This window comes from Rathayibacter sp. Leaf248 (assembly GCF_920939495.1).
In the GTDB taxonomy this organism is placed as follows: domain Bacteria; phylum Actinomycetota; class Actinomycetes; order Actinomycetales; family Microbacteriaceae; genus Rathayibacter; species Rathayibacter caricis.
In genome coordinates this window covers 1,853,161-1,879,394 of sequence record NZ_CAKLAV010000001.1, presented here as the reverse complement: position 1 = coordinate 1,879,394, position 26,234 = coordinate 1,853,161, and the positions used below count along the sequence as shown (strand labels likewise).

Genomic DNA, 26,234 nt, shown 5'->3' with positions numbered 1-26,234 from the left:
TTGCCGGGAATCAAGGCCGTCGAATAATGCTCGTGAAGCCGGCGGCGAAAAGCGCTGTTAGGGCCCAGCCTGCGATGGCAAACGGAATGCTTGCCCATGCGATGAACTGCCCTCCGAGCGACCTAGAAATTTCGCATGCTGTGCCTGTGCTCGTCGAAATGAGTGGGACTACAATATCGAAAGCGATCTCGAAAGCCTCAACCGGCCGGCAGGCTGTGGCTTGTCCTCGATCCGCGTAGGCGAGCGCGTCCGGGGTTAGAAAGACCGTCGCTACTGCGATGCCGAGCACGAGACCAAGCCAGGATAACGCCAACCAGGGCTTGTATCCATAACCAAGAGTATATTTTGTGAAGCGCGCCCAGCTTCTAGCGCCAAACCCCAAGTTGCCTCTAGCTACCTGATCGTCCCTTTGGGCGATCAACGCGCGGCGGGCATCTCCTTCGTGGCCAGCGGCGGTTGCCGCTGCCGCGAGTTGGCGATACGGCTGAGGGTGGTAGAAGGATGTTCCCTTCCTTAGGAATTCCAGCCATGTGTTGAAACCGACGCTTGGGTGGCTGTTGTACGACAAACCGTCGATACCCCACCGATACCCGGACCCAACCAGTTCGAGAATCCGTGGATCGACCTGCAATGCGCCGCGAATTTGCATATTCGACAGCACCGCAACTTGTTGAGTCTTGTTAGCGTCTGCGTCAAAAGTTGCGTCGAATAAAGCGTCACCATCGATGACAGCGCTCTCTGCCATGAGTGCAGGCCCGCCATTGCAAGTCAAGCGCGCCTGTGAGAGGACGAGTTGCGCGCCGATTCGGGCCCCAGGGACGCGAACGGCTCCCTCGCCTCCTTGGCCTGTCGCAGTGAATTTTTCGTCTAACGACAGGCGGCCGCCAACGAAGATCGTGTCCGCTACCAAAGCGGGCCCAAGCGTGTTCAGGAGAGTCGCTCCCGACATTATGAGCTGCTTCTCAATCCGAGCATCGACTAGGCGAACTGATCCCTGTTCGCCCTGACCGGTTGCTTCGAATCCGTCATCGAGGTAAGCACTTCCGCCTACGACAATTCCATCTGCATGAAAAGCCGGCCCAATGTCGTTTTGCAGCGTCGCGCCAGACATCACCAAAAGACCTCGAATTTTGCTGTTCAGCATTCTGATTGTTCCGCGCTCAAACGACCCCGTGGCACTGAATGTCCCATCGAGAAAGGCGTCACCGTCAACGGTCATGCCATCTCCGATGAGAGCTGGGCCCGACCCATTTGCTAGGTTCGAGTTCGACATTGTCAGGCGTCCAGTGATGTGTGCTCCAGGGACGCGCAAGGTGCCCCTCTGACTTTCATCGTCCTTGGTGATTAGCTGGCTTGTAAGAATTGCGTCGCCTTCGACTTTCATGCCGTCCGCCACGACTGCTGGCCCGGTTGTGCTAACCACCAAGGCTCGAAACAAGTCGAGTTGACCGAATATGTGGCTTCCGTGTAGGTTAATGACCCCTTCATCTCCCGCGCCAACTGCTCGAACACTAGACGCGAATAGGCCGCCAGAAACCACAACGCCGTTTGCTTGCAATGCGGGGCCGTTCTGGTTCTCTATTACCCCTCCCGCTAATGTAAGTTGGCGGCCGATGTGCGCTCCCGAGAGGCGAAGGGTGCCCTGTGGGGTTCGTGCTGTGGCGTTGAAGCCGCGATCGAACGTGGCGCTGCCACCTACCGTCAGGCCATCGGCGGCTAACGCAGATCCTGATTGGCTTCGCAATGTCGCGCCGCTCATAACGAGAGACCCCTTGATGTTCGCGTTGCCCAAGCGAACAGCACTGTAACCACCTGTCGAGTGAGCCTCAAATGACCCCGCGAGAATGGCGTCGCCATCTATTAAAGCGCCGTCTCCGGTTAAGGCTGGCCCTACGTCATTCCTGATTGTTGCGTGAAGCATTGACAGGCGCCCGCCTATGTGTGCACCTGCTATGTTGACGGCGCTCAATGCATTTGTGGCGTTGGTGCTAATGAGCGACCGATCGAACAGTAGGCGTGGAATAGAACAATCCACCGCATTCACCCCGCCAAGAATTTGGCAAGCGGTCAATTCGAGCCGGATTGTAGATCGAAGGCCTTCGAGGTCAATTCTGCCAACAATTCGGGCTCCTCGAATGCGTAGGGCGCGAGGGTGTCGCTTATCGCCGCCAATGAACTGTCCATCGAGCACCTCATGTATGAACTGCGCACGGATTTCATTAGCTTCGCCCCACGAGGTCATTAGACCCTCGTCTACTAGCTCGTTGGGTACGGAGGGTGCGAGATCGGCAAGTGAACCGTCGAAAATGTGACTGATGGCGAGCTCTTCTGCTGGGGTGAGGTGCACGAGTACCAGGGTCGCACGGCAATAGCGAGGAGGGTAGGGCCGCTCAGCTGGTTCGAAGAAGTGGACATCGGTGCAGAAATAACTCACACTCGATCCGGTCTTGCTGAATCGGCGGCACTCGCGAGCAGATATTTGCGGACTGTGGGCAGACTTAGGCCATCAGTGATCCCACGAGTTCTCGTCCCTGCGTTTCGCCCGAGCACCGCGCCGTGCCAGGGAGTTCCGAGGCGCTCGCTAGAGCGCGCCTCGGGCGGGAGGGCATGCTGGAGGGATGACCGACGCCTCCGCCTCCGCCTCCCCGTCCGCGAGCCCCGCCGCCGCCCGTCCCCGGGGCGAGCGCCCCGTGCGCACGCAGCACGTGCTGACCGTGCTGCGGACCGAGCGGTTCGGCGACCACCTCGCACGCGTGCACCTCGGCGGTCCGGGTTTCGACGCCTTCGCTGCGGAGGCGGACCCCGCGGCTCTCGCCACCACCGACAAGTACGTGAAGCTGCTGCTGCCCCGCGCCGGTGTCGACGTCGAGCCGCCCTACGACCTCGACGCGCTGCGGGCGACCCTCGCCCCCGAGGATCTGCCGGTGCGCCGGACCTACACGATCCGCTCCGTCGACCCGGCGAACCGCAGCCTCGCCATCGACTTCGTCCTGCACGGCGACGACGGAGTGGCGGGGCCGTGGGCCGCGTCGGCCGTCCCCGGCGACCGCATCGCCTTCAACGGCCCGGGCGGCGCGTGGTCGCCGAGCACCGAGCCGGGGGCGTTCCACCTGCTGCTCGGCGACGACTCCGCTCTGCCTGCGATCGCCGCGGCGCTGGAGTCGATGCCCGCGCACGCGCGCGGTCTCGCGCTGATCGAGGTGCACGGCGCCGAGGACGAGCAGCCCCTTCCGGCACCCGACGGCGTCGAGGTCCGCTGGCTGCACCGCGGCGAGCTCGCCGCCGGCCGAGCGCTGGTCGCCGCCGTCCGCGCCGAATCGCGGCCGACCGGGGTGCTCGACGTCTTCGCGCACGGCGAGCGCGGGGCGATGAAGGAGCTGCGCGCCCTCCTGCAGGACGACTGGGGCCTCGAGCGCCGCGCTCTGTCGCTGTCGGCCTACTGGGCGCTCGGCCGCGCCGAGGACCGATTCCAGGCCGAGAAGCGCGAGCCCGTCGGCGAGATCTTCGCCGACTGACCCGCGGCCCGCCCGGCCTCATCTCCGGCTCGTGGATTCGTGTTCGGCTCGCGGAATCTGTGGATTCTCGCGAGCCGAACGGATTCCTGCGAGCCGAAGATGCGACCGGCGTAGGGGCGTCGATCTCCGGCTCGTCGATTCGAGTTCGGCTCGCGGAATCTGCGGAGTTTCGCGAGCCGAACGGATTCCTGGGAGCCGAACGGATTCCTGCGAGCCGAACGGGATCCTGCGAGCCGGAGGTGGCGCAGGGGCGAGCCGTCAGACCAGGCGCCGCCCGCTGAACCGGTCGATCGAGGCGTCGCGCGCCATCGCCCGCTCGTACATGCGGTGGAACGGCGCGGTCAGCACGCCGTTGGTGCGGTCGAGCGAGTCCTGCCACGCGACGATCCCGCCCAGCTGCGCCGCCAGGTCCGCCCGCAGCGCCTTCTCGTCGACCGTCGTCGACTCGCCGCCCGCCACCACGATCCGGCCGGCCACGATCACCGTGTCGATCGAGGAGCCGTTCTCGGAGTAGACGAGCTGGTTCTCGAGTCGCTGCCGGGGCGTGAAGTTCAGGGTCTCGAGGTCGAACAGCACCAGGTCGGCCTGCTTGCCGACCTCGATGCTGCCGGTGACGTGGTCGAGCACCGCGCTGCGCGCTCCGCCGATGGTGCCCGCCGTGAGCACCTCCGCCACGGTCGGCCACGACGCGAGGTCGGGATCGGTCACCTTGTGGAGCAGGGCCGCGGCCTTGATCACGTCGAGCATCCGCGGGGAGTCGCTGCTCGAGCAGCCGTCCGTGCCCAGCCCCAGGTTCACTCCGGCGTCGTGCAGAGCCCGCCACGGCGCGATGCCCGAGCCGAGCTTGAGGTTCGACAGCGGGTTGTGCGAGATCGACGTGCCGGCCGCCGCGACCCGGTCCATGTCGGAGTCGGTGAGCCAGATTCCGTGCGCGAACGTGGTGTTCCGCGAGAGCGCCCCGATCCGCTCCATGTACTCGACGAGGGTGCCCCCGTACGATTCCTCGCCCGTGACGAGCTGGGTCTTCGTCTCGAGGACGTGGATGTGGCACTCCGCGTCGTGCTCGAGCGCCAGCTCGGTCGCTCCGACCAGCAGCTCGGGCGCGACCCGCTGCGGAGCGGAGGGGGCGACCATGTAGCGCAGCCGGCCCCCGCCGCGCCCGTGCTGGGTCGCGAACGCCTCACGGCTGAACGCGAGGTACCCCTCGGTGGTCGGCCGCGAGGCCGCCCGCGCCGACTCGAGGACGTCCGCCGGCAGCAGCTCCTCGAGGAACGGCATCGTCTCGAAGAACGGCTTGCTGATCACGTGCCCCGAGATGTTCGCCCGGATCCCGATCTCGTCGTACGCGTCGAACACCGCCGCGAGCTGCGCGGCGTCCTGATCCGGGTTCTCGAGCACGTCGTCGACCAGCGTCGTCACGCCGGCCTTCAGCGATTCGAGCGCGAACAGCGACGAGCGCAGCCGCACCAGGTCCGGCGCGACGCGGCTGTCGCCGAGGATCGGGTACGAGAGCAGCATCCACAGCTCGAGCGGCAGGTTGTCGTAGCGCCCCTTGTAGAGGTACTCCCACGAGTGGGTGTGCGCGTTGACGAAGCCGGGGGTGACGAGGCGGTCGCGGCCGTCGATCACCTCGTCGCCCGGTTCCGCGGCGAGCCCCGGGCCGATCGCGACGATCACGTCGTCGACGATCCGGATGCTCGCCGTGATCGGCACGGCGCCCGAGACCGGGTCCATGGTGATGACGGAGGCGTCGGTGATGAGCAGCGGCATGGCGGTTCCGTTCGTGGTTCGAGGTGCGGTGGAGCGTCTGGAGCAGGTGGTGCGGGCGGTCCGAGCGGGGGTGAGGGGAGAGCGGAGTGACGGGGCCGGTTACCCGAGGACCGGCTCGGCCGCCCGCGGCGCCCGCTCCAGGGCCTCGCGCCTCTCGACCCAGGCCGTCGCGTCGCGACGTCCGAGCAGAAGGTAGGCGACGCCGGCCGAGACCGCGCCGGCCAGCCACGAGACGTCGATGCCGCCGAGGGCGGTCGAGGCCGGCCCCTGCAGGGCGGGGACGGAGCCGTTCATGAACATCCAGGTCAGCGTCGCGCCGATCGCGAACGAGAGCAGGGCGCGCCAGCGCACGTCCGGGAGCAGCGGCGATCCCACCGGGGCGAAGAGGTGGCCGAAGGAGCGGACGCGCTTCTCGAAGACCGCGTAGTGCACGAGCACGATCGCGCCCCACGGAGCGACCCAGCCGACGAGTCCGACCAGCCACGCGTCGAGCGTGGTCGCCAGGTCGTCCTGGAAGACGAAGAAGACCGCGGCGGCGAAGGCCAGGACGCCGACGATGAGGCTGAGGGTGCGGCGGCCGAGCCGCACGTCGAGCGCCTGCGTGGCCATGCTGAACGAGTAGATGTTGAGCACGTTCGTCGCGATGGGGCCGTGCACGACCAGGAGCAGCACCGGGATCGCGAGGGCGCCGAAGTTGTCGACGATGAGCTCGCCGGGGTCGACGCCGCCGTTCTTCGTCGCGAGGGTCGCACCGAGCAGGCCGAGCCAGACGACCGGGATGAACTGGCCGAGCACGCTCGCGAAGTACAGCTTCGGCCGCGAGGCGCGCGGGCTGACGAAGCGGGAGTAGTCGCCGGCGTAGGCGAGCCAGGTGAGGCCCCAGCCGATGCCGATCGCGGTCATCACGATCGACATCGCGGCCAGGCGGTCGCCGCCGGTGAGGGCGCCCTCGGCCGGGCCGGCGTAGGACCAGTCGATGTCGAGGAAGAACCACGCGACGACCGACATCAGCGCGAGGACGATCAGGGTCGGCGGCACGGTCCAGCGCTCGAACGCGGCGATCGCGCGGTAGCCCAGGAACGAGATCCCGACCTGGATCGCCATGATCACGGCCGCGACGGCGATCTTCCAGCCGATGTTCGACTCCTCCGGATCGACGAGGCCGACCGAGCCGAGCAGCGCGATGACGAGGTCGAGCACGATCCAGGTGTTGATGGCGCACCATCCGATCACCACGACCGCCTGCACCGCCGCGGGGGCGTAGTTGCCGCGGCGCCCGAAGACGGCCCGGCCGATGAGCATGCCCGTCGCTCCGGTGCGCTGCCCCAGCAGCACGAAGAAGCCGAAGACGGCCATGCCGACCACGTTGCCCAGCACCAGGACGGTGACCGTGTCCCAGAGCCCCAGGCCCATGTTCACGCCGAGGGCACCGAGGACCCAGTTGATCGGGGCGATGTTGGCGCCGGCCCAGATCCAGAACTGGCCGTCGAGGCGGGCGGTGCGACGGGAGTCGGGGAGGGGCGCGAGCGCCTCCTCGGAATCGGCGGTGCCGTGCAGGGCGTCGGTGCTCATGGCGGATCCTCTCGGAGTGAGGTGGAGCGGTGGGGGAGCGGGGGGCGCCGGGCGGACGTGGTGCGGGAGGTCCTCGACCGGCGGTGAGGCCACTCTGCTCCGGACCGGTTTCGCGCGACGCGCCCCCGTGTAAATTCGCCGTGACGCGAGAGGACGTTCTGTATGGCCTACCTGCTCCTGGACGCCCTCCGCGACCCCCTGCTCTCCGCCGCCCTCCCCGTCGTCGTGGCCGGAGGCGACCCGGCGCTGCGCGCGATGATCCGCTGGGCGCACGCGAGCGAGCAGCTCGACGTCGGACCGCTCCTCCTGGGCGGCGAGCTGCTGCTGATGGAGGGCGTGCACCTGGCGTCGGACCAGGACCCCGCCGAGTGCCGCCGCTACGTGGAATCCCTGGTCGCGGCCGGAGTCGGGGCCCTGGCCGTCGAGCTCTCGCCGCGCCTGCCCGAGGTGCCCGCGCCGCTCGTGGCGGCGGCCGACCGGCTCGGGCTCCCCGTGCTCTCGCTCGCGAAGCGAGTGCCGTTCGTGCAGGTGTGCGAGAGCATCAACACCCGGCTGACCGAGCAGAAGTTCCGGAGTCTGCGGCTGGCGGACAGACTGTCCGGTCGCCTCGGCGAGGCGGCGGCCGGGGAGGCGACCGTGGAGGAGCTGCTGCAGGTCGTCGCCTCCGAGACGGGCGCGAGCGCCTCTCTGGTCTCCGCGACCGGCGAGCCCCTCGCGCGGGCGGATCCCGGCGGCGGCATCGACACGGCCAGGACAGCGGGCGCCTTCTCGGGCGTGCTGCACGCCGGCGACTCCCTGCTCGGCACCCTGTACCTCCGCGCGCACGTCGACGCCGACGTGCACTCGGTCGCGGTGGCCCTGGATCGGGCGCCCGACGTGCTCGCGATCGCGGTCCTCCGGAACCGGCCTCCGTCGGTCGACGAGCGGCTCGCGGCGCAGCTGATCGCGGTGCTCAGCGCTCCGCAGCCGCCCAGCACGCTGGATCTGCAGGTCGACGCGTTCCTCGAGCGGCTCGGTGCGGGCGGGCGCGAGCGCTACCTCGGGGTCTCGGCTGACGTCGAGCACGACGAGCGGGTGCTGCGGGAGGTGCGCGGCGCCCTGCGCGCGGTGGGCGAGTCGGAGCCGGTGCTCAGCGTGGTCGGCACGGAGGTCCTCGCGCTGCTCGCCTTCTCGACGGTGGCGGCCATGGAGCGGGCACGCGCCGAGCTGCTCGTCAGGGCGGCCGGTATGCACGCCGGCCAGGTGTGCGTCGGGAGCGGCATCGGCGACCAGCGCTCGCTCCAGCGGGAGCTCGCCGAGGTGCGGGGGGTGCGCGAGTGGGCCCGGCCCGGGGGCGTGATCGACGCCCGCCAGCACCGGCTCGAGCGCTTCGCCAGCGCCCTGCGCGAGGCGCACGAGGCCGACGACTTCGTCGAGGACCTGCTCGGGCCCCTCCTGGCGCAGCGGCCGGACCTGCTGCCGACGCTCGAGACCTACGCCTCCCTCTGGGGCGGGAAGACGGCCACCGCGGCGGCGCTCGGCATCGGGCGGCAGACCCTCTACGACCGCCTCGAGCGGATCGAGGACCTCCTAGGCCCCCTCGACGCCTCGCCTGCGCGCACCCGCGCGATCATGACCGCCGTCTTCCTCCGCGGCGCCCGAGCGGCCCTGCCGAGCTGAGGGGAGCCGCGTCGAGCGGAGTCACGCGACCCCGATCGACGCGACCGCCCGTCACTCCTTCTCGTCGACGATGTCGGTGTCGGTCTCGTCGGCGCGGTCGCGCAGCGCATCGGCCATCGCTCCGGCGCCCTCGGCTCCGTGGTCGTGGTCGACCTGCTCGACGAGGCCGCTGAGCTTCTCGTCGTTGGTCGCGTCGTCGCTGCCGTCCATGACCGGCCGGCTCTGCTCGTTCTCGCTCATCAGTGGCCTCTCTCGTCGCGTCCACGGAACGGGCGCGGGAGTCCGACGCTACGACTCCGGGCGGATCCGCGCCCGTCCTTGACCCCCGGGCGAGGGCGTGGGAGGGCATCGGCGGGCCGTGGACAGGGCCGGTCGAAGTCCCCAGTTCGGGTGGGGATGCACTCCTGCTAGGCTCCGATCCGTCTCGCACTACGCAGGTTGCTCGTGAACCCTGTGGTGACCGCCCCCTCACCATCGGCTCCCCCCGACCGGAAGCAAAGGAACGCCGTGGCGTCGTATCTGTTCGTCTGCTCCGGCGGCGGCCACCTGTCGGAACTGCACACGCTGGCCGAACAGCTCCGGATCCCGGTCGAGGAGCAGTTCTGGGCGACCCCCGAGGGCGGACTGAGCCGCAGCCTCCTGGCGGGGCGCGAGGTCGCGGCACTCCACGAGGCGCCGCCGCGCGCGGTCGTCCCGCTGCTGCGCAACGTCCTCCTCGGCCGGCGGATCCTGCGCAGCCGCCGGTTCGACGCCGTCTTCAGCACCGGAGCGAGCCCCGCGCTCTCGATCCTCCCGCTCGCGGTGCTGCAGGGGATCCCCGCGCACTACATCGAGAGCGCCGCCCGGGTCGACGGTCCCTCCTTCTCGGGTCGCATCCTCGCCAAGCTCCCCGGCGTCGCGACCTACACGCAGTACCGCTCGTGGGCCGATGCGCGCTGGCGCTTCGGCGGGGCGATCTTCGAGAACTACCACGTCGAGGACGTGCCGCCGCAGCCCATCCGCCGCGCCGTCGTCTCGGTGGGGACGCAGGACGGGTACCCCTTCTCGCGCTTCTTCGAGTCCGTGGTGCCGCTGCTCGAGGGTGTCGAGGTGCTCTGGCAGACGGGCATGACCGACGTCTCCGGCCTCGGCATCGACGGGCGGCCCTCGGTGCCGCACGGCGAGCTCGTGGCGGCGATGGCCGAGGCCGACGTCGTGATCGCGCACGGGGGCGTGGGCACCGCGCTCAGCGCCATCGAGCAGGGCCGCGTCCCGATCCTCGTCCCGCGCCGCCTCGCGCACGGCGAGCACGTCGACGACCACCAGGTCCAGATCGCGGCGCGACTGGCGGAGTCGGGCCTCGCGGTGCACGCGGAGGCGGGCGAGCTGACCCGCGAGATCCTCGAGCGCGCGGCGAGCCGCCGGGTGGTCGCGGCGGCCGAGCGGCCGCGCTTCGTGCTGCAGACCTCGGTGCCGAACCCCCGCTCGCGGTGGCGGCGGCTGACGTCGCTCCTCGGCGGACTCGTCCCCCGCCGGGCCCGAGGCTGAGGTGCCCCCGGCCCCTCGGCCGTGCATGGAGACGGCCCGCCACGTAAGATCGGCGGGCGAGTGATCTCGCAGAGCCTCGGGGCGGCTCGGACCGTTAGGCCCCGCGCCACACACCTCGACCGCCTGTGAAGGACTCCGCCATGACCCGACCCCAGTCCCCCCGGATCTCCCGACGAGCGCTGCTGCTGTCGTCGGCCGCCGCCGCAGGAGTGGGAGCGACCCTCGTCGTCGCGTCGCCGGCCTCCGCCGCACCGAACTACTCGGTGATCCCCCGACTGCCGGGCGAGATCTCGCGCACGGACACCGTGGTCTCGCGGGTGGGCAAGAAGAAGTACGAGGTCGTCGACGTCGTCATCTCGGGCGATCGCGCCCGCCTGTTCGTGCCGCACTCGGCGAAGCCGGGGTCCTCGGTCTCGATGATCTGGTACTACCACGCGAGCGGGAGCAACTACGCGGCCCTGTCCGGCGCGTACCAGTACTCGGCCGACCAGGCCGTCGACCAGGGCCTCGTCTCGATCTGCCCCAACTACGGCGGCTCGCTCTACACGAACCCCGTCGCGCTCGCCGCTCAGACGAAGGCGGCGGCGTGGGCGTCGTCGGTGTGGACGGTCTCGGCCAGCCTGCTCCGCTCCAACTCCGGCGGCGGCACGCTCCTCGCCTGGGCGTACGGCAAGCGCATGGTCCCCGCGATCCGCGGCGCGTACCACGCGAGCGGCTCGTTCGACATGGAGGACCTGGGCCGCCGCGATCCCTCGCGCGTCCTGCCGATCTACGGGAACGACCCGGCGGCCCTCCGAGCCGCCAACCCCCTCCGCCTGCCCGAGTCCGCCTGGGCGGGCGCGCGACTGCGCGTCACCGGCTCCTCCGAGGACGAGCTCGTGCCCCTCGAGCTGCACGGCGGGCGCTTCTACCGCCGGGCGCTGCCCCTCGCGAAGGAGGCGACCATCGTCGCCCACTCGGGGGAGGGCAGGGAGAACGGCCACACGGTGCCCTCCTCCACCAACGCCGACATGCTCACGACCTTCCAGCGCTGGCTGCGGGAAGGCCCGGCCTGATCGATGGCGGAACCGGCACCCCTTCGGATCCTGAGTGACACCTGGTACGGACGGGTCGTGGGCGCGGACGTGGCAGGCACGAACACGAGCGCGCTCCGTCGATGGCGGACCACGCTGCGGATGTGCCTCCGCAGCCGCGACTACGACCTCGTGCTGACGTCGCAGGGGACCCGTCGGATCGGCGGTGTCGTCGTGCTCGCGGGCTTCCTGGCCCTCACCGGACGCCGCCGGCTCGTCCTCACCGAGTTCATGCCGAGCACGGTCCGTCCCGGGCTCAAGGGCGCCGCGGCCGTCCGTCTCTACCGGCTCCTGCTGGGCCGTGCGGTCGCGCGCATCCAGGTCATGACCGAGTGGGAGCGGGAGGAGTACGCCGAGCGCTTCCGCATCCCGCCCGAGCGCATCGTGCACGTGCCGTTCTACTGGTTCGACGACCGCGTCCCGCCCGCCGAGCCGACCGCTCGCAGCGGCGCGATGGCGTCCGGGCGCAACTCCTGCGACTGGGAGACGTTCTTCGCCGGACTCGGCGAGCAGGGCGTCCCCCTCACCGCGGTGTGCGATCACCGCGACGCCGAGAGTGCGCGGCGATCGGCGACCCCCGGCAGCACGGTGCTCGTCGAGGTGCCCCGCGAGGAGCACGACCGGCTCCTCTCCTCCAGCGAGCTCTACGTGCTGGCTCTGAAGGACACGCGCAAGAGCACCGGGCACGTGCGCCTCGCCTCGGCGGCCACGCGCGGCACCCCGGTCATCGCGTCGGACGTCGCGGGGATCCGCGGCTACGAGCACCTCGCGGTGGCGGTCGTCCCGCCCGGGCGGCCCGAGGAGCTCGCCGAGACGGCCGCGCGGCTGCTGGCCGATCCGGCCGGTCTGCGAGCCCGAGCGGAGGAAGTGGGTCGGATCGCCCGGTCCCGCCCCTACAGTCGTTACGTCGAGGAGATGCGCTCCTTCGTCCTCGGCTCCCCGATCCTCTGCGCCGTCCGGTGACGGCCGGGGTCCCCGCTCCACCCCGCCTCCGATCGCACCGCCGGCCTCCGCACCGCCCGCGCCCCCTCCTCCCGCTCCGACTCCAGAAGGATCCACGACCGTGATCGATCTCCTGCCCCGTCGGCTCGTCGTCGCCGGTGTCTTCTCGTTCGCCACCATCGTGGTGGCCGGCCTGCTCTACGTCATGACCACGCGCTCCATGACCGGGAGCGCCAGCCTCGTCGTGCTCGCCGCCGGCGGGATCGTCGGAGCGGTCGTGGTGCTCCGGGTGCCCGCGCACTGGCTCCCCGCGCTCGCGCTGGCCCTCTTCGCGATCGTCCCCTCGCCCCTCACCCCGTCCGGCTTCACCTTCCGCGTGACGCTCTGGGCGGTCGTGCTCGTCGTCTGGGTCGTGCGCCGCGCCCTGTCCCCCGAGCTGTGGCGGGCTCCCATCCGGGAGTGGACGAGCGAGCTGGTGCTGACCGCGCCGCGCGCGATCGCGATCCTGAGCGGGTTCGCGCTCCTCGCCTGGTCGGCCGTCGTGTCGCTCCGCTCGGAGTACGCCTCGGCCGGCGTCTCGTGGATGATCAGCATCGCCGTCTGCGTGATCCTCCCGCTCTTCGTGTTCGACGCCCAGCGCGAGGCCGTGCTGCTGCGCAAGACCTGGGTGATCCTCGCCGCCGTCTTCGGTTTCTACGCCTGCATCGAGCTGGTCCTGCAGGGCTCGCCGCTCTACGGCACCGTCTACGAGATCCTCGGCCGCGAGTCGACCCAGCACTGGTCGCTGTACCGGGCCGAGGCGACCTTCGGCCACCCGCTGCTCGCCGGCACGTTCTTCACCGTCGGCGCCGCCCTCGGCTTCGGCGCCTGGCTGCAGGGCTCGCGCCGCTCCGACCTCATCTGCGCGATCATCGCCGCGGCCGGAGTCGTCGGCACCGTCTCGCGCGGCCCCATGGCGGCGGTCGGCATCGCGATCGCCGTGACCCTGGTGGCGGTGGCCTTCATGAACCCGAACCGGTCGCTCTCGCGGCCCGGCTCCATCGCCGTCGCGGGCATCATCGCGGCGGTCGGAGTGCTGAACTTCGAGCCCGTCACCGCCCGCAACAACAACCTCGACGCCGCGATCTCGGCCGACGCCCGCGACGAGGGCATCACGGTCGCGCTGCAGGCGGCCGACTTCTCGAACTGGCTCGGCTCCGGCGCGGGGACCTCCGGCATCACTGGCCGCCTCTTCTCGGAGGTCGTCATCGAGAACTCGTTCCTGCAGCTGCTGATCAGTGTCGGGATCCCCGGAGTGGTCTTCTTCCTGATCTTCGTCGGCGCCCTCGCCGCCAGCGCCCTCTCGAAGAAGGACGTCGCGCCCGCGACGGCCCTGCTCGGCTTCCTCATCTGCCTCGCCGGCTACAACGCGATCGATGCGGTGCGCCCGAGCCACCTCCTCCTGGGCTTCCTCGTGATCATCTGCCTGAACCCCGTCCACGTGCCCGAGTTCTCCAAGGGGATCCGGATGCGCCGCCAGCCGCGCGGTGCCCGCATCTTCGACGCCCCGGTCACCGCCAGGAGCGGACGATGACGGGCGGGCGCGACGGCGCCGCGAACCTCGTCGTCCAGCAGTCGCTCGCACCGCCGGACGACACGACCCAGTACGTCGACTCGATCGTCGACGGGCTCGCGCCCGGCGTCGAGCTCCTCTTCTTCTCGTGGCGGAGCGCCCTGACCGCCCGCTACGACGTGCTGCACGTGCACTGGCCCGAGCTCATGATCCGCGGCCGCAGCCGGAGCCACCGGTTCCTGCGCCGCCGGGCCCTGGACGTGCTGCTGGTGCGCCTCGCCCTGCGGCGGATCCCGCTCGTGCGCACGGTGCACAACGCCGAGCCGCACGAGAAGGGACCCGTGGCGGAGCGGCGCTCGCTGCGGCGCATCGACAAGGCGACCGACCTCTTCGTCCGGCTGAACCCCACCACGGTCACCCCGGCCGGAGTCCCGGCCGTCACGATCCTGCACGGGCACTACCGCGACCAGTTCGCCCGCCACCCGCAGCCGCCGTCCGAGCAGGGCCGCCTGCTGTACTTCGGCATCATCCGCCCCTACAAGGGCGTCGTCGAGTTCATCGACGTCTTCCGCGGAGTCGAGGACCCGACGCTCTCGCTGCACGTCGTGGGCAGCCCCAGCGCCGGTCAGCGCGAGCTCGTGGAGGAGCGCGCCGCGCGCGACGACCGGGTCTCGGCGACCCTCCGCCGGGTCGACGACGACGAGATGGTCCGGGAGATCGCCCTCGCCGAGCTCGTGGTGCTGCCGTACCGCGAGATGCACAACTCCGGCTCGATCCTGGTGGCGCTCTCGCTCGCCCGGCCCGTCCTCGTCCCGAGGACCCCCGCCAACTCCGTCCTGGCCGAGGAGGTGGGCAGCGACTGGGTCATCGAGTACGACGGCGAGCTGACCCCCGAGACGATCACGGCCACGATCGCCGACCTCCGCGCCCGCCCCCGCACCGGGACCCCGGCCCTCGCGGGACGCGACTGGGACAGGCTCGGACTCCAGCTCAAGGAGGCGTACCAGGACGCCGTCACCAGGAAGAAGAAGTCGAAGCGATGAGCGCAGCGCCCAAGGCCCCCGGCAGTCTCGGTCGCTCGGCGACCCGCGGCGCCGCGGTCACGATCGGCGGCCAGGCCGTCCGGATCGTCATCCAGCTCGGGAGCATCGTCATCCTGGCGCGCCTGCTCGCGCCCGCGGACTACGGTCTGATCGCCATGGTCACGGCCATCATCGGCATCGGCGAGATCTTCCGCGACTTCGGTCTCTCCTCCGCGGCCATCCAGGCGAAGGAGATCAGCCGCGGGCAGAAGAGCAACCTCTTCTGGATCAACTCCGCGATCGGCCTCGTGCTCACGCTCCTGGTGATCGCGGCGTCGTGGCCGGTCGCCGCGCTGTACGGCGACCCGCGGCTCCAGCTGCTGACGGTCGCGCTCTCGTCGACGTTCCTCCTCAACGGAGTCGCGACGCAGTTCCGCGCCGACCTCGCCCGCCACCTCCGCTTCGTGAAGCTGACCGCGGTCGACATCGCCGGCCAGGTCATCGGCCTCGCGCTCGGCGTGATCCTCGCCCTGTCCGGAGCGGGCTACTGGGCGCTCGCCGCGTCCCAGGTGGTGCAGCCGCTGGTGGGAGTGATCGTCCTGATCGCGATCACGGGGTGGCTCCCCGGCCGCTACCGCCGCGGCGAGCCGATGAAGGCGTTCCTCCGCTACGGCGGCGGCGTCTTCGCGACGCAGGCGCTGACCTACGTCAGCAAGAACGTCGACTCGGTCATCATCGGCGCCCGGTTCGGCCCGGTCGACCTCGGTCTCTACAACCGTGCCTTCCAGCTGATGATGCTGCCGCTGCAGCAGCTGAACGCGCCCGCGCAGCGGGTCGCCCTGCCGGTGCTCTCGCGCCTGCAGGACGAGAAGGAGCGCTTCCGCACCTTCATCCTGTTCGGCCAGTCGGCGATGCTGACGGTGATGGGCCTCGTGCTCGCGGTGCTGGGATCCCAGGCCGACTCGGTCATCCGGATCCTGCTCGGCGAGCGCTGGCTCGCCTCGGTGCCGATCTTCCAGATCCTGCTCGTCGCCGGCTTCTTCCAGGCCACCGCCTACTGCTCGTGGTGGGTGTTCCTGGCGAAGAACCTCGTCCGCCAGAGCGTCTGGTACAGCCTCTGCACCCGCCCGCTGATGGTCGTCCTGATCCTGGTCGGCTCGAACTGGGGCGTGACCGGAGTGGCCGTCGCCTACGCCGCGTCCCTCGCCCTGACCTGGCCGATCGCGCTGCTGTGGATCGGCCGCACCTCCGACGCACCCGTGGGCGAGATGTTCCTCAACGGACTGCGCAGCCTCGTCGTGTTCGGCAGCATCACGGTCGGCGCGTTCTTCGCGACGATCGCGCTCCCGGCCGACGTGCCGATCCTCCGCCTCGCCGTCGGCGTGGCCGCGGTGCTCGTCGGGGTCGGCCTGTGGATGCTCGTCCTCCCCGCGTTCCGCCGCCAGATCCTCGGGCTCGCCGATGCCCGCCGCCACCTCAAGCGCGCGCCGAAGGCCGCCGCCGCTCCGGTCCCCACCGACGAGCCGACCCTCGAGTCGGACCCCGCCGCTACCCCTAGTGAAAGAGACCGATGAAACTCAAGCTCGGCGTCGTGAAGTCCTGGAAGAAGGACTTCGTCACGACCACGCTCCTTCCCGCGAAGCGCGACGCGAAGGTCTTCCGGGCCGCCGTGTCGTCGCTCCCCGCCGCCCCCTCGGCGCACCTGCTGCTGGCCGCGCCGGGCAGCGGCAACATCGGCGACCAGGCCATGCTCGAGGCGTTCCTCGAGAACACCTCCGGCCCGGTCGTCATCATCGAGCGCTTCGCCGGTGATGTCGTCGTCCCCGCCGACCAGGCCGATCGCGTCGAGGTCGTCGTCCTGCCGCACCTCGTCTACGGAGTGGGGGAGGACCACGCGGCGGACCTCCGCCGTTTCGCCGAGCTGGTGCGCCGCGCGAGCACGTTCTCGGTGATCGGCGCCGACATGATGGACGGCAAGTACAGCCTCCGCGGATCCGTCCGCCGCTCCCTCCTCGCGCAGCTGGCCGCCGAGGCCGGCGTGCCGACGCGCATCCTCGGCTTCAGCTGGAACGGCAGCGCCCGCCTGGCCGCCAAGCGGAGCCTCGCCGCCGCGTCGCGCGCCGGCGCCGTCCCGATGCTGCGCGACCCGGTCTCGGCCGAGCGCGCCCGCGGCGACCGCGCGAAGGGCGTCGTCGAGGTCACGGACATCGTGTTCTCGGCCCGGACGCGGGACCGCAGCGCCCGCGACGCGCTCGACCTGCCCGTCGGCGTCCCCTACGCCCTGGTGAACGCCAGCGCCCTCGTGGCGAAGTCGGTCGACCAGGTCCCCGAGTACGAGCGGATCGTGGCCCGGCTGCGCGTTGCGGGCGTGCACGTCGTCCTCCTGCCGCACGTGTCCCGTCCGATCGGCGACGACAAGGTCGCCGTGCGCGCGGTGGCCGAGCGCGTCGGTTCCGAGGGCGTCACCGTCGTCGACCGCGTGCTGTTCCCCGCCGAGATCCGCGGACTCGCCGAGGACGCGCTGCTGGTCGTCACCGGCCGCATGCACCTCGCGATCATGTCGCTCTCGCTCGGCGTGCCCGCGATCACGCTGGCCACCCAGGGCAAGGTCGAGGGCATCATGCGCCTCATCGGCCTGCCCGAGCTCTGCGTCGAGCCCGTGCCGGGCTTCGCGGACGCGGTCCTCCCCGTGCTCGACCGGATCCTCACCGGACCGGAGGGGGGCGGACTGCGTGCGACCATCGCCGCGGCGCTGCCCGAGGTCACCCGGCTCTCGGCGCTGAACACCCAGGGACTCGACTCGGAGGTCGTCAAGTGAGCACGACAGCACCGTCCACCCGCCCGAACCGCATCATGTTCGTCGTGACCTCGCTGCACGGCGGTGGGGCCGAGTTCGTCGCCCGCACCTGGATGCAGTGGCTGCTCGACCAGGGCTACCACGTCGACGTCGTCACGACCTCCTCCAAGGCCACGGACGAGTACCTCCCCGAGGGTGCCGTCCTGCACCGCATCGGCGCCGGCACCGGCCACGTGGGCAAGGCGAAGATGCTCAAGGAGCTCTTCCAGCGCCGCACCCCCGACGTCGCCATCGGCCTGCAGGGCTACCCGAACATCGTGCTCCTGGCGGCCGCGGAGACCACTCCGAAGCGCTACCGCCCCAAGACGATCGTCAGCGAGCGGAACCTCGTCTCGCTGGGGATCCCCGGGTTCTCGAAGGTGCAGAAGGTGCAGCTGGGTCTCGCGAAGACCCTGTACCGCCGCGCCGACCACGTCATCGCGATCTCGCACCCCGTGGCGGGCGAGCTCGTCGCCGGCTTCGGAGTCTCGGGCGAGCGCTGCACCGTGGTCCCGAACCCCGCGACCGCCAAGGTCGACCTCACGCAGCGCGTGCACCGCGTGCCCGGCGCGGCGAACGGACTGCAGATCGTGCTGCCCTGCCGCCTCGTCGTGCAGAAGCGGCCCGAGCTGGCGATCCGCGCGGCCGAGGAGCTCGGCCGCCGCGGCGTCGACGTGCGCGTCGTCTCGTTCGGCGGCGGGCCGCTGCTCGACAGCATGCGCTCCGAGGCGACCCAGCGGAACGTCGTCTTCGAGGACATGGGCTGGGTCGAGGACTGGTTCACCCACTTCGACGAGAACGCCGTCGTGCTGCTCCCGTCGCTGCGCGAGGGCTTCGGCAACGTGCTCGTGGAGGCCGCGGCCGCCGGAGTCCCGTCCGTCGCCGTCTCGGGCGCCCTCGGCGTCGCCGACGCGATCGTCCCGGGTCTCACCGGCGAGCTGTCGCTGACGGCGTCCGCCTCCGACCTCGCCGACGCCCTCCTCCGGGCGAGCGAGCTCGAGGTCACCGGAGTCGAGCGCTGGCTCGACCGCTTCTCGCTCGAGTCCAGCGGGCGCGCTCTCGAGATCGTGCTCGCGCGAGTGATGGCGCAGCCGTGACCTCCGCCGACACGCTCGTCTCGATCGTGCTGCCCTGCCACCAGGAGGAGGAGCACCTCGCCTCGGCGCTGGAGCGGCTCCTCCGGCAGACCCACGACCGGATCGAGATCCTGGTCGTCGACGACGCCTCCACGGACCGGACGGGCGAGATCGCCCGCGCCGCCGCCGAGCGCGACGCGCGCGTGCGCCCGCTGACCCAGGAGGTCAACGCCGGAGTCGCGGCCGCTCGCGAGCGCGGCGTCGGCGAGGCCCGCGGCGAGTGGATCTGGATGGTCGACGCCGACGACGTCTGGCCGGACGACGCCGTCGAGGTCCTGCTGGCCGCGGCGCTGTCGACGAGGGCCGACGTGGTCGTGGGAGGCGCCGTCACGGTCGAGCCGGGAGGCACGACTCCGATCGGGGGCCTGCGCGGACCCGTGGCGCTGAGCGGCCGGGGCGCGTTCGACGCGCTCCTCGTGGGCGAGCTGACCGGGCACCTCTGGAACAAGCTGTTCCGCCGGACCCTGTTCGACGGCATCGACTTCACGAGGATCCGGCAGCACTCCGACCAGGCCCAGGTGGCCCAGCTCCTCGCGGCGGCCGACGAGGTCGCCGTCATCCCGGACCGGGTGTACGAGTACCACCTCCGCTCGGGGTCGATCATCCGCTCGGGTGCGAAGCGGGCCGACTCGCTCGCGGCGCTCGCCCGGGTCGTCGAGTCGACGGCCGAGGGCCTGGACCCCCGTCTGACGCGGTCGCCGGAGTTCTCGTACTACCTCGCGCGGTTCAACCTGCTGTCCCGCTTCAAGGACGCCACGTCCGGGGCTCACGAGGCCGGCGAAGCGGACCGACTCTGGCGCGAGACGCACGATGAGGCGTCCCTCCGGCACCTGATCGCGCTCGCCGGACGCCGCGATGCGAAGCGCGCCGTGCTCTTCGCGCTCGCCTGGGGAGCTCCCGCGCTCTACCGGCGGGCGATGGACGCGGGTCGCGCCCGACGGTGACCGACCGGCGGCGCCCTCACGAAGGGGGACGCCGCCGGAGGCTCGGCGGGAGCGGTACCACGTGTCCCCCCGAATCCTCGCAAGTAGGTGTGAGTGTCGCGCCTCCCGTAGGCTGGCCGGGTTGCGACGCGTGCCGGGCCCTGCCCGGTCCTGCGGAGCGGCTGGATCCGAGGGTGGTCCGAGAAGTGCAAAGGGGGGTGGAGATGGTCAAGATGATGAAGGCGCCGGCCAATGCTCGGCGCGAGTGGGTCGACTTCGCCAAGGGCGCAGCGATCCTGTTGGTCGTGTATTACCACACCTCGCTGTACCTCGGCGACATCGGCGTGGAGAACACGCTCGGCCGGATCAAGGTCGTCTTCGAGCTCTTCCCGATGCCGGTCTTCTTCCTGGTCTCTGGGCTCTTCGGGAGCCGGATCCCCACGTGGTCCTTCCGCGACCTCTGGCGCCGCAGGCTCTACCCGCTGCTCTGGCTCTACGTGATCTGGTCCGTGCTGCGCATGGTCTTCTACCTGGTCGTCCCGCTCGCCAACGGCGGACTGGGCGAGCTGCCCGCGACGGACCCGCTCAACCTCCTCCTCCTCTTCTTCTGGCCCAGCAGCAGCTACTGGTTCATCTACGGCCTCTTCCTGTTCACCCTGGGGGCCTGGCTCCTGCGTAAGGTCGATCACCGGGTGCAGGTCGCCTTCGCGGCGATCCTCGGCACGCTGTTCACCACCGGTCTGATCAACACGACCAACGTCGGGTGGAACCGCATCGGCGCCCTGTTCGTCTTCTTCCTGGTGGGGACCCTCTACTCGAAGAAGATCATCGATTTCGTCGAGCAGAAGGGCGCGAAGGCCTACCTCATCGTGACGCCGGTCTTCCTCGCCCTCAGCGTCGTGCTGTTCGTCTTCCCCGTCCGCTGGGTGCCGTTCCTGGTGCTCGCGGCGCAGATGGCGGCCGTCGCGATGGGCATCCTGGTGTCCCGCTCGCTGTCCCGCGTGCGGTTCCTCCACTTCGTCACCACGTGCGGCGAGCGGAGCCTGCACATCTACCTGCTGCACCTGTACGTGATCGTGGCGAGCATCACGTTCCTCCGCTTCGCCCTCCCCGAGGACCGCTCGCGGCTCGCCGGGCTCGAAGTGCCCCTCCTGCTGGTCGTGCTGGTCCTCGCCGTCGTGATCTCCCTCTTCGTGACCCGGTACCTCTCGAAGATCCGCTGGATCTACGTGCCGCCCGCGATCCTCGGCGGCCCCGGAGCCAAGCGCAAGCCGCGCCCGGGCACCCCCGCCGTCAGCCCCGACGCCCGAGCGACCGATGCCGTGAGCACCCCGGACATCGGCTCCCGCACACCTCCCTCCCCCCGATCCACGAAGGCGGACACCGAAGAGTGACGAAGGCAACCACGTACCGCAGAGCCGGACTCCTGGCGATGGCCCTGGCCGCCGCCGCGACGCTGGCGGGCTGCACGGCGAGCCCCGGCCCGGTCTCCAGCCCGGCCGGCTTCACGACCGAGAAGGCCATCGAGTACCGCTCGATCGACGGCACGTCGCTGAAGGCGGACGCCTGCCTCCCGACCGGCGAGACCGGGCCGCTCCCGGCCCTGGTGATGATGCACGGCGGCGGCTTCGTCGAGGGCGCGCGGAACGAGGGCGGCATGTCCGAGCTCTGCGCCTACTACGCGCAGCGCGGCTACGCATCCTTCACCATCGACTACCGCCTCCTCCCCGAGAGCCTCTACCCGGGGCAGATCGAGGACGCGCAGGCGGCCGTGGAGTGGCTCCGCGACCCGGAGCAGGTCGAGCGCTTCGGCATCGACCCCGCCCGCATCGGGGCGATGGGCAGTTCCGCCGGCGCCATCATCGCCGCGTCCCTCGGCACCGCGGGCGAGGGCCCGCTGACCGAGGGCTCCCGGGTCAAGACTGTCGTCGCCTTCTCGGCGGTCGCCGACATGACCGAAGCGGGCCTCACCCTCGGCGATCCCGCCCCCGAGGCGGAGCAGCAGATCGTCTCGTACCTCGGGTGCGAGTCCGTCAGCGAGTCCTGCCCCCAGGCGGTCCCCGCGTCGCCCATCACCGCGGTCGACGCGAGCGATGCGCCCCAGATCTGGCTCACGTCCGAGGGCGAGCTCGTCCCCGTCGAGCAGGCCGAGGCGATGCAGGCGGCGCTCCAGGGCGTCGGCGTGGCGGCCGAGGTCGGCATCGACGGCGAGCAGCACCACGGTCTGCAGAACAACACGCCCAACAACAAGAAGGCGATCCTCGCCTTCCTGCAGGCGAATCTCTGATCCACCGCCTCCCGCTGCACCTTCTCCGATGAGCCGCGGAATCCGGCCGAAACATCACGACGCTAGAGTCGGCTCCCGAGTACCCACGGTGCCGATCACGAAAGGGACACCAGAATCATGACCTTGAACGGACTTGTCGCCGGCATCTGGCGGAGGTGGATCGTGATCGTCGCCTTCACGCTCATCGGGATCATCGGCGCCCTCATCGTCAACGCGGTCGTGCTCCCTCAGTACCGGGCCGAGGCCCGCGTCTACGTGGCGGTCTCGACCACGGGCGCCCTCTCGACCAGTGACCGGGTGGCCGCGAACAGCGCCGCGGCGCAGGCGACGGTCACCTTCGTCGCCCTGGGCACCTCCGACACGGTCCTGCAGGGCGTGATCGACAGCCTCGGGCTCGACGAGACGATCGAGGACCTCGCCTCGCGCGTCGAGGTCACCTCGGAGCTCGAGTCCGTCGTGATCACCATCGCGGCCACCGACCCCAACGCGGAGCAGGCGGCGGTGATCGCGAACGCCCTCGCGGCGCAGCTCGACGCCTCCGTGCAGGGCACCGAGACGCCGGCGGTCACGGCCCAGCCCGTGCCGGTCATCCAGCTCGAGGTGCTCAGCCAGGCGATCCCGCCGCTCATCCCCGTGACGGGAGGCCCGATCGTCCTGCTGATCCTCGGTCTGCTCGCCGGTGCCGTGATCGGAGTCGGAGTCGCGATCGTGCTGACTGCGCTCGACCGCCGCGTACGCGACGGCGACGACGTGCGCACCGCCTTGGAGCGCCCGCTCCTCGGCGTGGTGCCGTCGAAGGTCGCGAAGCTCGGCGAGCTGCTCGCCTCGAACCGCATCCCGGCCCGGTACTCGGCCGTCGCGTTCGAGCTGTCCTCGATCGGCCGCGCCCGCTCGGTCAGCTCCTTCGCCCTGGCTCCCGCCACCTCCAGCACGCCGCACATCACGAGCGCCGTGCTCCTCGCCAAGGCGATCGCCGCCGTCGGCTCCTCGGTCATCCTGGTCGACGCCACCGCCGACGGATCGGCCCTCGCCGACGCCGCCGCGGGCCGCCCCGGACTGCGCGACGTCGCGTCCGGCACCGCCTCGCTCGACGCCGCCGTGGTCCGCCGCCAGGACGACGGCATGGACCTCCTCCCCGCCGGTGGACGCAACGCCGCCGCCGCCGGTCGTCCGGAGGCCCTGCGCGCCGTCATCCGCGAGCTCGAGCAGGTCTACGACATCGTGCTCCTGATCACCGGAGTGGTCGGCTCGACCGAGGAGTCGATCGCGTTCCGCGGGCTGGCCGACGCGGCCGTGCTCGTCCTCGTCGAGGGCAAGGTCGAGGGCCGCCAGGCCGCCGCCGACACCCACTGGATCGAGACCGCCGGCACCCCGGTCGTCGGCGCGCTCGTCGTGGCCCGCCGCCGCCTGCAGAAGACGCCCGCGATCGTCTGATCGCCCTCTCCTGAAGCGCGTGCCGCCCGACTCTCCCGTCGGGCGGCACGCGCTTTTCTCGTCTGCGCCCCTCTCGCCGGTCGGGCAGCCCCTCGGGCTCCGGGCGGCGGTCGATCTCGATACGCCCGCTGCGCGGGCTACTCGATCAGCAGGCAGTCGGCTGGTCGAGTAGCCCCGGAGGGGCGTATCGAGACCGACCGGCTCCGGGTGCTGGTGGACCTACTGGGAAGAGACCCCCGCCTCCTCGCTGGTCGAGTAGCCCCGAAGGGGCGTATCGAGACCCACGTCTCCCAGAAGCCGCGTCTCGTCCCCGCCCTGCGCCGGCACCGAAGGCGCCCCTCCGCTCGATACGGCCGCCACGCGGACTGCTCGATGAGCAGGGGGGACGACCAGTCCCGGGCACGCCCCCCGCAACGACAGCGCCGCCCCCGTCGGGTCGACGGGGGCGGCGCGGGTGCTCGGGCCGGCGAGGGGCCGGTCAGTGCGTCACGGGGTGCAGGGCTGCGTTCCGACGGGGTCGGCGCCCGAGTTGGAGCAGCTCAGCGTGTTGCCCTCGGTGGTCCACTTCGACGGCTGGTGGAGGTACACCGGCGCCGACGTCGAGCCGACGGCGAGGTTGCCGTCGATCGAGTTGTCGTTGCCCGAGCCGTCGGCGCGCGTGATGACCTGGTAGCCGTACGTCGTGCCTCCTGTGGCCGTGTTGCCGCTGACCCGCCATCCGTTGCCCGACACGAGGACGAGCGAGGCCACGTCGGAGTCGAGGCGCGACCCGGCCGAGACCGTGTTGCCGAGGATCGACCCGTCGAGGGTACCCTCCTTCGCCTCGATCGGCTCGGCTCCCGTGTCGCTGATCGTGTTGTCGATGATCGAGATGCGGGCGGAGCGGTCGGGGTCGCAGTCGTTGTACTTGCACCAGTTGCGGTCGGATGTGCCGATGTAGACGCCCTCGCCGAACTTGGCGGTCACGAGCCCTGTGCGGCGGATCGTCGTGCCGGTGATCAGGGAGTCGGTCGTCTGGCTGCGCAGGTGCACCGCCTCGTAGCCGATCCCGGTGACCGTCAGCCCGGCGATGGTCACGCCCTCGCTCTCGAGCACCTGAACGCCCTGGAAGGAGTCGCGCACCGTGAATCCGGTGAGGTGGACGTCCTCGACGTCGTTGAGCATCAGCGCGGTTCCCGAGGAGACGCCTCCCGAGGTCACGACGGCGTCGGGGGACCCGCAGAGCCAGACGTCCTTCTTCTTCCGCAGCGCGAACTCGCCGGTGTACTCGCCGTCGGCGAGGCGGATCACGTCGCCGGAGCCCGCGGAGCGGAGCGCCGAGTCCAGCTCGCCGGAGTCGGAGACCGTCGTGGTGGGGGCGGGGCAGTCGGAGGCCGCGCTCACGGCGGCGCGCTGCGAGCGCATCGCGTTCGTCGTCGAGACGGACTCGTTCAGGCGGGCGCGGCTGCCGGAGCCGTCGACTCCCTCGACCCAGTAGCGGTAGGCCTCGTCGGCGGAGGCGTCCTCGTCGCGGTACAGGCGCACGGGGTCGGCGACCGAGGCGAGCTTCCGCTCGTCGGAGCCGTCGGCCTTCGAGCGGAAGACGTCGTAGGACTCGGCGCCGGAGGAGAGCGGTGCGTTCCACGCGACCGCGTAGCCGTCGACCAGCGGAGCGAGCGTCACTCCGCCGACCGCGAGCCCGTCGGCCGAGAGCACGAACGCGTCCACGATCAGGTTGTTCCCCGAGGACTTCGGGTTCTTCTTCCCGGTGAACGAGACGGTCACGGTGTGCCTGCCCTGGTCGAGGCCGTTCTTCTCGAAGACGGGGACCTGGTACTCGGCCTTCGGTCTGTAGCGGTCCACCGCCGTCGCCGGTCCTCCGTCGATCGAGACGCTGGCGATGCCGGAGGAGGAGGTCGTGCGGCTGAGCCAGCGGAAGGACGTGCCGATGAAGTCGAACGAGACGGAGCCCGCCGAGGTCAGGTACTTCATCGACCCTCCGCTGTCGCCACCCTTCAGGTCCTTCCAGCGTCCCTTCCACACGAGGACGGGGTCGGTCTCCTCGGCGACGAGCGGAGCGGTCGCGGACGGGGTCAGCGCCGGTCGGGCGGGCGTGGACGGGTCGCTCGTCGGGATTTCCGGCTCGTTGGTCGGGGTCGGTGCGTCGGAGGGGGTCGGCTCGGGAGTCGATCCGTCGCCGCGGACGATGTCGAACGCGTCGATGACGAGGTTCTTGTCCTTCGAGGCCGCGGCCCGCGTGCCGGTGTACGAGATCGTCACCGTGTGCTGCGCGTCCGGCAGGCCGCTCCGCGAGAACACCGGCACCTTGTACTTCGCGGTGGGGCTGTAGCGGTCGACCGAGGCGATGTCGTCGCCGTCGAGCGAGACGGAGGCGATGCCCGCGTAGGAGGTGGTGCGGCTGATCCAGGTGAACCCGGTGCCGCGGAACGTGAGCGTGACCGATCCCGCGCGGTTGAGGAAGCGGATGCCACCGGCGCTGTCGCCGCCGGACATGGTGCGCCAGGGCCCGTCGTAGACGAGGGCGGGATCGCCCTCCTGCACGCGGACGGTGTTCCCGGCGCCGGGGTCCAGGGTGTCGGCCGAGGCGGCCTGGGAGACCAGGGGAGTGACGAGCAGGGCGAGTGCCGCGACGAGGGCCCCGACGACGACGCCGCGGCGTCGACGCGCCGGGCGGCTCCGCTCGCGGGGGAGAGTGTGCGATGAGGGGTTCACGGGTGGCTCCGGGGGCTCGAGGGGGCTCAGGGGGCGTGCAGGGGACGTACGGCGGGAGCGGGACGAGCCCTGTGCGGACTCCCCGGCTGCCCTCGACGCCGGTTCGCGGCGCCGCTGCCCGCAGGGACGGGCAGACGTGGGATCGCTGCGATCCGGGCGGGCGGGAACCGGCCGGGGCTCGACGGCGAGAGGATGCGGTGACGGACGAGGAGGAGGATCCGGGCTTCGGGGTGGGGCCGCGGGAACGCCTCCACACTACCCGTGACCGCTGTCC

At 70.7% G+C, this 26,234-nt stretch carries 19 protein-coding genes; 14 read left to right on the top strand and 5 right to left on the bottom strand.

Annotation, left to right across the window (positions count from 1 at the left end):
• Positions 1-10: 10 nt before the first annotated feature.
• Complete coding sequence (locus LRG51_RS09215; protein ID WP_230672349.1) at positions 11-2,347, bottom strand: hypothetical protein; 2,337 nt, start codon at positions 2,345-2,347, stop codon at positions 11-13.
• Positions 2,348-2,618: 271 nt separating this feature from the next.
• On the opposite strand from LRG51_RS09215, the gene LRG51_RS09210 reads away from it, so the two are divergent.
• Entirely contained in the window at positions 2,619-3,515 is an 897-nt protein-coding gene (locus LRG51_RS09210; protein WP_230672347.1) for a siderophore-interacting protein, read from the top strand.
• Between the two features lie 258 nt (positions 3,516-3,773).
• Here LRG51_RS09210 and LRG51_RS09205 read toward each other — a convergent pair whose 3' ends face one another.
• The gene (locus LRG51_RS09205; protein ID WP_230672345.1) at positions 3,774-5,285 is read right to left on the bottom strand and encodes an amidohydrolase family protein; all 1,512 of its coding nucleotides are present in this window, start codon (positions 5,283-5,285) and stop codon (positions 3,774-3,776) included.
• A gap of 99 nt (positions 5,286-5,384) precedes the next feature.
• Positions 5,385-6,857: a purine-cytosine permease family protein gene (locus LRG51_RS09200; RefSeq protein WP_055785875.1), complete on the bottom strand. Its 1,473-nt coding sequence runs from the start codon at positions 6,855-6,857 to the stop codon at positions 5,385-5,387.
• A gap of 162 nt (positions 6,858-7,019) precedes the next feature.
• Here LRG51_RS09200 and LRG51_RS09195 point away from each other — a divergent pair, with 162 nt between their 5' ends.
• Positions 7,020-8,516 (top strand): PucR family transcriptional regulator, encoded by a 1,497-nt coding sequence (locus LRG51_RS09195; protein WP_055785878.1) that lies wholly within the window; start codon positions 7,020-7,022, stop codon positions 8,514-8,516.
• 51 nt (positions 8,517-8,567) lie between these two features.
• Here LRG51_RS09195 and LRG51_RS09190 read toward each other — a convergent pair whose 3' ends face one another.
• Positions 8,568-8,756 (bottom strand): hypothetical protein, encoded by a 189-nt coding sequence (locus tag LRG51_RS09190; RefSeq protein ID WP_055785881.1) that lies wholly within the window; start codon positions 8,754-8,756, stop codon positions 8,568-8,570.
• A gap of 267 nt (positions 8,757-9,023) precedes the next feature.
• Here LRG51_RS09190 and LRG51_RS09185 point away from each other — a divergent pair, with 267 nt between their 5' ends.
• The 12 genes from LRG51_RS09185 to LRG51_RS09130 all read left to right on the top strand — a co-directional run bounded on the left by LRG51_RS09185 (position 9,024) and on the right by LRG51_RS09130 (position 23,248).
• On the top strand, positions 9,024-10,043 hold the full coding sequence (locus LRG51_RS09185) for a glycosyltransferase (RefSeq protein WP_230672343.1): 1,020 nt from the start codon (positions 9,024-9,026) through the stop codon (positions 10,041-10,043).
• Between the two features lie 140 nt (positions 10,044-10,183).
• Positions 10,184-11,098 carry a hypothetical protein gene (locus LRG51_RS09180; protein WP_055785886.1) on the top strand — a complete coding sequence of 305 codons (915 nt, stop codon included), beginning with the start codon at positions 10,184-10,186 and terminating at the stop codon, positions 11,096-11,098.
• 57 nt (positions 11,099-11,155) lie between these two features.
• A complete protein-coding gene (locus LRG51_RS09175; protein ID WP_162238016.1) occupies positions 11,156-12,079 on the top strand; it encodes a glycosyltransferase in 924 nt (307 codons plus the stop codon).
• A 100-nt stretch (positions 12,080-12,179) separates the two neighbouring features.
• Entirely contained in the window at positions 12,180-13,631 is a 1,452-nt protein-coding gene (locus LRG51_RS09170) for an O-antigen ligase family protein (RefSeq protein ID WP_230672341.1), read from the top strand.
• Positions 13,628-14,653, top strand: a complete 1,026-nt coding sequence (locus LRG51_RS09165) for a glycosyltransferase (RefSeq protein ID WP_230672339.1) — start codon at positions 13,628-13,630, stop codon at positions 14,651-14,653. The genes LRG51_RS09170 and LRG51_RS09165 overlap by 4 nt, the downstream gene beginning before the upstream one ends.
• On the top strand, positions 14,650-16,206 hold the full coding sequence (locus LRG51_RS09160) for a lipopolysaccharide biosynthesis protein (protein WP_082480934.1): 1,557 nt from the start codon (positions 14,650-14,652) through the stop codon (positions 16,204-16,206). The genes LRG51_RS09165 and LRG51_RS09160 overlap by 4 nt, the downstream gene beginning before the upstream one ends.
• Entirely contained in the window at positions 16,203-17,450 is a 1,248-nt protein-coding gene (locus LRG51_RS09155) for a polysaccharide pyruvyl transferase family protein (protein ID WP_055785898.1), read from the top strand. Before LRG51_RS09160 ends, LRG51_RS09155 begins: the two co-directional genes overlap by 4 nt.
• Positions 17,447-18,565: a glycosyltransferase gene (locus LRG51_RS09150; RefSeq protein ID WP_055785901.1), complete on the top strand. Its 1,119-nt coding sequence runs from the start codon at positions 17,447-17,449 to the stop codon at positions 18,563-18,565. Before LRG51_RS09155 ends, LRG51_RS09150 begins: the two co-directional genes overlap by 4 nt.
• Positions 18,562-19,548 (top strand): glycosyltransferase family 2 protein, encoded by a 987-nt coding sequence (locus LRG51_RS09145; protein WP_055785904.1) that lies wholly within the window; start codon positions 18,562-18,564, stop codon positions 19,546-19,548. Before LRG51_RS09150 ends, LRG51_RS09145 begins: the two co-directional genes overlap by 4 nt.
• A gap of 203 nt (positions 19,549-19,751) precedes the next feature.
• Positions 19,752-20,921 carry an acyltransferase family protein gene (locus LRG51_RS09140; protein WP_230672337.1) on the top strand — a complete coding sequence of 390 codons (1,170 nt, stop codon included), beginning with the start codon at positions 19,752-19,754 and terminating at the stop codon, positions 20,919-20,921.
• On the top strand, positions 20,918-21,814 hold the full coding sequence (locus LRG51_RS09135; RefSeq protein WP_055785910.1) for an alpha/beta hydrolase: 897 nt from the start codon (positions 20,918-20,920) through the stop codon (positions 21,812-21,814). The genes LRG51_RS09140 and LRG51_RS09135 overlap by 4 nt, the downstream gene beginning before the upstream one ends.
• Positions 21,815-21,931: 117 nt before the next feature.
• Complete coding sequence (locus tag LRG51_RS09130; protein ID WP_230672335.1) at positions 21,932-23,248, top strand: Wzz/FepE/Etk N-terminal domain-containing protein; 1,317 nt, start codon at positions 21,932-21,934, stop codon at positions 23,246-23,248.
• A gap of 486 nt (positions 23,249-23,734) precedes the next feature.
• Here the strand turns inward: LRG51_RS09130 and LRG51_RS09125 are convergent, their stop codons facing one another.
• The gene (locus LRG51_RS09125) at positions 23,735-25,960 is read right to left on the bottom strand and encodes a right-handed parallel beta-helix repeat-containing protein (protein ID WP_230672333.1); all 2,226 of its coding nucleotides are present in this window, start codon (positions 25,958-25,960) and stop codon (positions 23,735-23,737) included.
• Between the last annotated feature and the right edge of the window lie 274 nt (positions 25,961-26,234).

Coding starts and splice junctions, on each gene's coding strand:
- LRG51_RS09155 (WP_055785898.1), top strand. CDS start 16,203: ATGAAACTCAAGCTCGGCGTCGTGAAGTCCTGGAAGAAGGACTTCGTC.
- LRG51_RS09165 (WP_230672339.1), top strand. CDS start 13,628: ATGACGGGCGGGCGCGACGGCGCCGCGAACCTCGTCGTCCAGCAGTCG.
- LRG51_RS09200 (WP_055785875.1), bottom strand. CDS start 6,857: ATGAGCACCGACGCCCTGCACGGCACCGCCGATTCCGAGGAGGCGCTC.
- LRG51_RS09130 (WP_230672335.1), top strand. CDS start 21,932: ATGACCTTGAACGGACTTGTCGCCGGCATCTGGCGGAGGTGGATCGTG.
- LRG51_RS09160 (WP_082480934.1), top strand. CDS start 14,650: ATGAGCGCAGCGCCCAAGGCCCCCGGCAGTCTCGGTCGCTCGGCGACC.
- LRG51_RS09210 (WP_230672347.1), top strand. CDS start 2,619: ATGACCGACGCCTCCGCCTCCGCCTCCCCGTCCGCGAGCCCCGCCGCC.
- LRG51_RS09180 (WP_055785886.1), top strand. CDS start 10,184: ATGACCCGACCCCAGTCCCCCCGGATCTCCCGACGAGCGCTGCTGCTG.
- LRG51_RS09205 (WP_230672345.1), bottom strand. CDS start 5,285: ATGCCGCTGCTCATCACCGACGCCTCCGTCATCACCATGGACCCGGTC.
- LRG51_RS09190 (WP_055785881.1), bottom strand. CDS start 8,756: ATGAGCGAGAACGAGCAGAGCCGGCCGGTCATGGACGGCAGCGACGAC.
- LRG51_RS09195 (WP_055785878.1), top strand. CDS start 7,020: ATGGCCTACCTGCTCCTGGACGCCCTCCGCGACCCCCTGCTCTCCGCC.
- LRG51_RS09140 (WP_230672337.1), top strand. CDS start 19,752: ATGGTCAAGATGATGAAGGCGCCGGCCAATGCTCGGCGCGAGTGGGTC.